This is a genomic window from Arthrobacter sp. I3, assembly GCF_000520575.1.
In the GTDB taxonomy this organism is placed as follows: Bacteria; Actinomycetota; Actinomycetes; order Actinomycetales; family Micrococcaceae; genus Arthrobacter; species Arthrobacter humicola_A.
This window is the reverse complement of the sequence record NZ_KI914919.1, coordinates 11240-13049: the sequence shown is the minus strand read 5'-3', so window position 1 is coordinate 13049 and position 1810 is coordinate 11240. Positions and strand designations below refer to the sequence as shown.

Here is a 1810-nt window from a genome sequence, read left to right as displayed (position 1 = left end):
GGCCGGCCGCGCCGACAAGCTGCATCGCCGGGGTCCGCGTTTGGGTCAGTTCGACGCCGTCGATGGCCAGCAGGATATCGCCCGGCTTCGCGTCGGCGCCGGGACGGGTCAGCGGCGAAGTGGCCAGCGGGTCCGAGGACTCCCCCGCCAGAATGCGGGTGATTTCCCACCCCTCGCCGGTGAACCCCAGGTCCGCGCCGAGGCGGCCCTGCGGGCTGCTGCCGTTCTCGACAGCGGCTATGGGCCGGACGTAGGCGTGGGAGGTGCCGAGCTCGCCGTGCAGCTCCCACAGCAGGTCCACCAGGTCGTCATGGGAACCGAGGCGTTCCACCACCGGGCGGTAGCGGGCGTGGACGGACTCCCAGTCCTGGCCGGCCATGTCTTCGGTCCAGAAGAAGTCGCGCTGGAGCCGCCATGCCTCGTCAAAGGCCTGGCCCCACACACTGAGTGGGTCCAGCTGCACCCGGATGCGGCCAAGGTCCACCTTGACCAGCTGGCCGGACTCCTCATCGGCCTTGGCGGCGGCCGGCGCCACGCGGATCTGCTTGTCCTGGATGAACACGATCTTTTCGCCGTCGCCGGAGAGCCGGTAGCTGTCCAGGGCCTCAACGATCGTGGCGGTGCGGCGCTTGGCCAGGTCGTAGCGGACCAGGCTCGGCGCCGCGCCCTTGTCCTCAAGGCTGGCCCGGCCCTCACCGGTGGTGCCGGCGAGCTCGCTGTCCAGCCAGAGCAGGGCGCCGGCGACGGCGGTGAGTCCGGCGTAGTTGCCTTGCGGCACCGGGACCCCGATGACGCGGTGGGCCAGGCCATCGGCGTCCACCCGCACGGAAGGGACGGGCTTGGCTGCCGGCTGCGGCCCGGGCGCAGCAGCCGCTGTTCCGGCGGCACCTGCCTCGGCGTCGGCTTCGAAGTGTAGGTCGACGCTCGGTCCGAAGGGCGACGGGGTGTCGGCGGCGAGGGCGACGAGGTACGGCTTGATCGGGCTCGCGGCTTCGCGTCGGCGCCGGGACGGGTCAGCGGCGAAGTGGCCAGCGGGTCCGAGGACTCCCCCGCCAGAATGCGGGTGATTTCCCACCCCTCGCCGGTGAACCCCAGGTCCGCGCCGAGGCGGCCCTGCGGGCTGCTGCCGTTCTCGACAGCGGCTATGGGCCGGACGTAGGCGTGGGAGGTGCCGAGCTCGCCGTGCAGCTCCCACAGCAGGTCCACCAGGTCGTCATGGGAACCGAGGCGTTCCACCACCGGGCGGTAGCGGGCGTGGACGGACTCCCAGTCCTGGCCGGCCATGTCTTCGGTCCAGAAGAAGTCGCGCTGGAGCCGCCATGCCTCGTCAAAGGCCTGGCCCCACACACTGAGTGGGTCCAGCTGCACCCGGATGCGGCCAAGGTCCACCTTGACCAGCTGGCCGGACTCCTCATCGGCCTTGGCGGCGGCCGGCGCCACGCGGATCTGCTTGTCCTGGATGAACACGATCTTTTCGCCGTCGCCGGAGAGCCGGTAGCTGTCCAGGGCCTCAACGATCGTGGCGGTGCGGCGCTTGGCCAGGTCGTAGCGGACCAGGCTCGGCGCCGCGCCCTTGTCCTCAAGGCTGGCCCGGCCCTCACCGGTGGTGCCGGCGAGCTCGCTGTCCAGCCAGAGCAGGGCGCCGGCGACGGCGGTGAGTCCGGCGTAGTTGCCTTGCGGCACCGGGACCCCGATGACGCGGTGGGCCAGGCCATCGGCGTCCACCCGCACGGAAGGGACGGGCTTGGCTGCCGGCTGCGGCCCGGGCGCAGCAGCCGCTGTTCCGGCGGCACTTGCCTCGGCGTCGGCT

The 1810-nt window shown here is 71.8% G+C and carries 2 pseudogenes; both read right to left on the bottom strand.

The features are described from left to right. A pseudogene (locus Y706_RS24665) lies at positions 1 to 985 on the bottom strand (PDZ domain-containing protein); the annotation flags it as partial. Between the two features lie 5 nt (positions 986 to 990). Further along, a pseudogene (locus Y706_RS28740) lies at positions 991 to 1810 on the bottom strand (PDZ domain-containing protein); the annotation flags it as partial.